Origin of the sequence: Acetobacter okinawensis (genome assembly GCF_002153655.1) — a bacterium.
Taxonomy (GTDB): Bacteria; Pseudomonadota; Alphaproteobacteria; order Acetobacterales; family Acetobacteraceae; genus Acetobacter; species Acetobacter okinawensis_A.
This window is the reverse complement of record NZ_JOPJ01000047.1, coordinates 1-5,887: the sequence shown is the minus strand read 5'-3', so window position 1 is coordinate 5,887 and position 5,887 is coordinate 1. Positions and strand designations below refer to the sequence as shown.

Sequence of the window (5,887 nt, the reverse complement as noted above, 5' to 3'; positions counted from 1 at the left end):
GACCTGTGGGTCATGAAAGACCCATGCGCCGATATTGAGCATCTGGCGAACACGCTCCAGACAGTCAGCAAGACTGGCAAGCTGGTTATGGTTGGTCTCGATCCACAGGGCGTTGGCGGCATTGTGGACGCTCTTGCTGAGCGAGGAATAGACGGACCGCGTGTTGTCGGTGTTGCTCAGGGCTGGACGCTCTCCGGTGCTATCAAGACAGCAGAGCGCAAGCTGGCAGACGGCTCTCTCGTGCATTGCGGGCAGCCGATCATGGCGTGGGCGGTAAGCAACGCCAAGGTGGAAGCGCGTGGAAATGCCATCATCATAACCAAGCAGGCCGCTGGAAACCTTAAAATTGACCCGCTTATGGCGCTGCTGAATGCGGTGGTGCTCATGTCTAAAAACCCACAGGCCAAGCCAACTATGGCGGGCTTCCTGCGTAGAGGATTGCTCTCAGCATGACCCTTAAAAAGAGGTTCCGCGGATGGATGTTCAAGGCGGTAAACGCCATGAGCATGACCATCACGGGGGTCAACCTGCTGGACATGCGCTTAGGGACTTTTCTGGCGGGTGGTCCAACCCACAGCGGGAAAATGGTCTCCGTGGACAGCGCTATGCAACTCGACACGGTGTGGGCCTGCACGCGCCTGATTTCTGATACGATAGGAGCAATGCCGCTAAAACTTTACGTGCGGCAGGGTGATGGCAGTTCCTCCATACTGGCGCGCAATCACCCGCTCTACCGCATCCTCTATAGTTCCCCCAATGCGGACATGACGGCCATGGAGTTCTGGTCCGCCATGGTGGCCTGCCTGATGCTTTGGGGCAATGCATTTGCTCAAGTGATCTGGAGTGATGGCTCTGGCCCGCGCCGGGTTCTGGCTCTTAACCCGCTCCGGCCAGACCGCATGACAGTGCAGCGCGACAGCAGCACAGGCATGCTGATCTATACATACGTTTATCAGGGGCAGACGCTTACCCTTACAGAAGACAGTATTTTCCACATCAAAGGATACTGCACAGATGGCATGATGGGAGTTTCCCCAATCAGCGCAGGACGGCAGCAGATGGGGAGCGCCATGGCGGCAGAAGAGGCTGCTGGACGCATGTTTGCCAATGGGCTGATGAGCCAGACATACATCAAGAGCCCTGATTGGGTGCCGGAGGAACAGGAAGAGCGCGTCAAACAGATCCTCCGCGACTATTCCGGCGCAGTAAATGCCGGGAAAACTCCCCTGCTTGAAGGCGGATGGTCGGTTGAAACCATCGGCATGAAGCCTGAGGACATGCAGCTCCTCCAAACCCGAGGCTTCAATGTGGAAACACTATGCCGCTGGTTTGGCGTTGCTCCGGTCATGATCGGGCGCATGGAAAAATCCACGGCATGGGGTTCAGGTCTTGAACAGATGAACCTCTGGTTCCTGACCTATACGCTCCAGCCATGGCTTGTGCGTATAGAGCAGGCCATTACCCGCTGCCTGCTCCAACCTGCAGAAAAGGATGTCTATTTTGCGCAGCATAATGTGGACGCACTATTACGGGCCGATAGTCAGGGCCGCGCGCAACTCGAAGCATCACAGGTTCAGAACGGTATAAAGACGCGCAACGAGATCCGGGCAAAGGAAGGTGACCCGCCATTACCTGGTGGAGACATCCTAACCGTTCAGGCGCAATTCATCCCGCTTGCTGATGTAGGAAAAGCGGCTGTTCTGCCAAATGTGCAACCCCTGCCCGGCTCAGCTCCTGCTTCACCAGCGCAGCCGGGTGGAACGATAGGAAACCCTGAGAATGATTGACGGTCTGGAAGTCTGCGCCGTGCCGTTTGAGTGCAAGGCAGCAGCAGGTACCGATGCCGAAAGTGGGCATGTGGAAGGTTATGGCGCTGTTTTCGGCAATACAGACTCCCATGGGGATGTCATTCTGCCAGGTGCCTTTACTCAGTCCATTGCAGAACGAAAGGCGCAGGGTCGGGTTCTGCCGATGCATGTCATGCATGGTTTTTTTGGCGGCGATGGTGTTCCGGCTGGTGTGTGGAATGTTGTCTCAGAAGATAGCAAAGGGCTGCACGTCAAAGGTAAAATATCTGGCACCAACACAGATGCGGGCCGCCTCCTATACGAACGTGTTAAGGACGGCGCGCTGGGTGGCCTGTCCATAGGGTTCAGCATTCCCAAGGATGGATCAGTTAAAATGGCTGATCCGAAGGGGCCGCGTCGCCAGATCAAGCAGGCAAATCTGCATGAAGTCAGTCTGGTCGATGACCCTAGCAACGCTCTTGCGCGCGTCACAGACCTCAAGCGCCGCATGGGAGGTGAGTTCAAATCCACCATCCAGACAACGGTTGCCATGCAGGCGCTGGAAGCAGCCTTGGGGATATACCAGAAGTCACTTCAGGGGAACGATGCCCCCACGGCAGAGGAACGGCAGCAGCTTCTGACGCACCTGCAAGATGCATATGAAGCGCTGACCGGGACGCGTATGCCAGATGGTCTGAAAATGGCCATGCAGAGCAACGCAACCAAGTCTGATTTTTCCAAGGCCATGGAGCAGGCTATGGCGACAATGACAAAAGGCATGTCTGATGCGCCCGTGAATGGTGATCCTGACCATGATTTCCTGTCCATGATGATCCCGCATCATCAGGGGGCTGTCGCCATGGCGCAGGCAGAAATCCAGCACGGGAAAACGCCACAGGTTCTGGACCTGGCACGTGGGATAATCAGTACCCAAACAGCCCAGATCAGCGCCATGCAGGATATGCTTTCTGGGAAGAAATCTCTTCCACCTCTGCATTCTGAAATGAAGTCTGCCCTGGCCGCCCTTAGCGCAGCCGTTACGGGCACTCAGACCCTTTCTGGTGCGGAGCAGGCTGTCCAGTCAGGCCTCCTGCCCGCCGGTCTTGCTGGTTTTCGTCTGGTCTGACGTAAGCCATACTTCTTTCACCCACAGCCGCCCTTTGAGGCGGCTTTTTTTATGGGAAAAACCATGTCTGTTGAAAATGAATATAAAGCCGCCGTGCAGCAGCTCACCGCAGCAACCGATCAGGTCAAGCAGTTTGCTGAAAAAACAGAAACCGAGCTGAAGAACCTCGGTAAGGTCACGGATGAAACAAAAGCATCCGCTGACAAGGCGCTGTCAGAAATGAATGGCGTTGCAGCGCGCGTCACCGAACTCGAGCAGAAATTTTCGCGCGTCGGTAGCGGCGTCCAGCAGGGCAATGAATGCAAAAGTGTCGGCCAGCAGGTCATTGATTCTGACGAGGTGAAGTCCATCCTCAAGGAAAATGGCGCATGGACGGGACGGACCCGTGTTGAATTGAAAAATATCACCTCAGCCGTGGCCGGCACGTCCGGGTCTGGGCTGGTCGCGGCCGACCGTGTAACGGGCATCATTACCCCCGCTCAACGTAAGCTTGTTGTGCGTGATCTTCTCATGCCAGGAACAACAGCATCCAATGCCATTGATTATGTGAAGGAAACCGGCTTCACAAACAATGCTGCCGAAGTTGCAGAAAATCCTGCGGCAGCCAAGCCAAAGTCAGACATCACGTTTGATCTGGAAAACTTGCCGGTACGTACGATTGCCCATTTTGTTCTGGCCTCCGTGCAGGTTCTGGCTGATGCGCCTATGCTCCAGTCCTACATCAATGGTCGCCTTATTTATGGCCTGAAACTCAAGGAGGATATGCAACTCCTCAATGGTGACGGCACAGGGGTAAATCTTAAAGGCCTGATGGCGCAGGCTACAGGTTACTCCAAGCCTGCAGGTGTTACGGTTGAGAGCGCAACCATGATCGACACGCTCAGGCTTGCCATGCTTCAGGCAACACTGGCGGAATATCCTGCCACTGGTCATGTCCTTAACCCGACTGATTGGGCCAGTATTGAACTGACCAAAGACGCTCAAAGCCGGTATGTATTCTCCAACCCCACGGGCCTAGCATCTCCCGTTCTTTGGGGACTGCCGGTTGCGGAAAGTCTGTCCATGGCAGCGGGAAGCTTCCTGACGGGCGCGCTGGAATATGCAGCTCAGATTTTTGATCGTGAAGAGGCTGCTGTCGCCATTTCCACCGAAGATAGTGATAATTTCCAGAAAAATATGGTCACCATTCGTGCGGAAGAGCGTCTGGCGCTGGCTGTTTACCGGCCAGAGGCCCTGATCAAAGGCACGTTTACGGCCCCGACTGGCGGGTAAGGAGCGGTCATGAGGCAGACCATTCCAGTCAGTGCGCCAACGGCTCTTGTGCCGTTGGCGACATTGGATGATCTCAAGGCGGATCTGGCCATCACCGATGCGTCTCAGGATAGCAGGCTGAATGGGATCTTGCTGGAAGCATCCAGCATGGCTCTGGCTTTTATTGGCCGCGCCATCATGCGCGCAGACTGGCGCGACCTTATCACGGTTACGCCAGGGCAGAGCCCCCCCAGCCTTGTGCTGGGTCGTTGGCCCATTGTTGCAATAAAGGCTTTGTCTGTTGCGGAAGTGCTTTGGTCTGCCGATCAGTTAAAGAGCCTGAATATCGACCCTGATGCAGGCCTGATTTATCCTCCCGATAGCAATATGACGCTTTGGCCACCCGGAAAATACGTCATCACTTACACGGCAGGGTACACCGCTCCTGGGCAAAGTGACCCCGTAACTGTGCCTCCCGATATCCAGAGAGCTGTGCGGCAGGTTGCCAACTCTCTTTGGAACAGCACGGGCCGCGATGTGCTTCTGAAATCAGAAACGGAACAGGGTGTTGGATCCGCAAGCTGGAGCAGTTCTGCGCCCGGTCTTGGAGGCATGCCGCAAAGCTCTGCTGATCTGCTGATCCGATACCGCAGGAAAGGTCCGCGATGAGTTACAAAACTGACCGCCGCCGCCGCCAGATCCGCGCCAAGGGACGCACCATGCAGGTCATGCGTCCAACTGGCGCGCCCTCGGTCTCTGTCATGGCCTATGCGCCTCCCCCGCAGGCTGTCACGCTGGATACAGGGGCAGCGATTGCGCCATTTGTGGCCCAGATCACGAATGATGAGCTGGCCGCTTCAACCTATGGCGTTCCGCGCACGAATGACATCCTAATGGATGGTGACCGGCGCTACGCTCTCAAAGATGCCCAGCCGATTTATGATGGCAGCACCATCTGCGGCTGGACCCTGATCTCTTCAGGAGGGGAAACCAATGACATCTCCGGCAGTCTGGTCTGATGCGTGGACGCGCGCCACGGCGGCGGCAAAGGCGGATGGAACGCTCGTTCTGGACCCGTCAGGCGATGCAGCGTCTGTTCCGCCTGGACCCTATTGGGTCATGGAAACGGACACGGGCCTGTCCGACCGTATGGGGGCAGGCGAGCCGGTCAATGCGGAAACCGGCACCATCTGGCTACACCTGATGGTGGCCAAGGGCACTGGCACACCAGCAGCCCTTGCCTCGCGCATCGGCATGTCCAATGCCTTCCGCACTAACGCTCCCTCAAGCGGTCTGTCCTATTTCGAGCAGCACTTTGACCCGCCAAGCCTTAGCGCGGACGGTACCCGCTATCGGTTCTCGCTCGGCATTGCATACGAGTTTCAGAACCTGCCTGATCAAATAGGAGGCAAATAGGAAGTTCCTCCTATTTGCCTCCTATTACCTACCATTTAGCCACCCTTGCGGTGGCTTTTTTTATGGAGTGAGCCATGCCGCCCTATACAGGGTCCACAACCGGCTACGCTGCTGGCGAGCAGACAAACGCTGGTGTCATCACCTACATCATGGAAAGCGCCTACAAGGTTCCGCAGGACGGTGCCGCACAGGATCTGCGCTTTACCTCGGAAACGCTGGCCAAGGCCGAAACCACGTCCTCCCCGGATGAAATCAACGAACTGGCGGAGACCAGCCAGACCGTAGTGACGCAGGTTTCCGCATCCGG

General features: G+C 56.4%; 7 protein-coding genes and 1 pseudogene. All 8 read left to right on the top strand.

The window, feature by feature from the left end; all coding sequences use genetic code 11:
* The coding region (locus HK26_RS11780) for a terminase TerL endonuclease subunit (protein ID WP_257640995.1) at window positions 1–453 on the top strand (453 nt) is incomplete at its 5' end.
* A complete protein-coding gene (locus HK26_RS11775; protein ID WP_086639956.1) occupies window positions 450–1,787 on the top strand; it encodes a phage portal protein in 1,338 nt (445 codons plus the stop codon). The genes HK26_RS11780 and HK26_RS11775, both read left to right, overlap by 4 nt.
* Window positions 1,780–2,913 (top strand): HK97 family phage prohead protease, encoded by a 1,134-nt coding sequence (locus HK26_RS11770; protein ID WP_143296357.1) that lies wholly within the window; start codon window positions 1,780–1,782, stop codon window positions 2,911–2,913. The genes HK26_RS11775 and HK26_RS11770 overlap by 8 nt, the downstream gene beginning before the upstream one ends.
* 63 nt (window positions 2,914–2,976) lie before the next feature.
* Window positions 2,977–4,185: a phage major capsid protein gene (locus tag HK26_RS11765; protein ID WP_086639958.1), complete on the top strand. Its 1,209-nt coding sequence runs from the start codon at window positions 2,977–2,979 to the stop codon at window positions 4,183–4,185.
* Between the two features lie 9 nt (window positions 4,186–4,194).
* The gene (locus HK26_RS11760) at window positions 4,195–4,833 is read left to right on the top strand and encodes a phage head-tail connector protein (protein ID WP_086639955.1); all 639 of its coding nucleotides are present in this window, start codon (window positions 4,195–4,197) and stop codon (window positions 4,831–4,833) included.
* Window positions 4,830–5,183: a hypothetical protein gene (locus HK26_RS11755; protein WP_086639954.1), complete on the top strand. Its 354-nt coding sequence runs from the start codon at window positions 4,830–4,832 to the stop codon at window positions 5,181–5,183. The genes HK26_RS11760 and HK26_RS11755 overlap by 4 nt, the downstream gene beginning before the upstream one ends.
* Entirely contained in the window at window positions 5,158–5,580 is a 423-nt protein-coding gene (locus HK26_RS11750; RefSeq protein WP_086639953.1) for a hypothetical protein, read from the top strand. Before HK26_RS11755 ends, HK26_RS11750 begins: the two co-directional genes overlap by 26 nt.
* Window positions 5,581–5,654: 74 nt before the next feature.
* Window positions 5,655–5,887 (top strand): annotated as a pseudogene (locus tag HK26_RS11745) (phage tail tube protein); the annotation flags it as partial.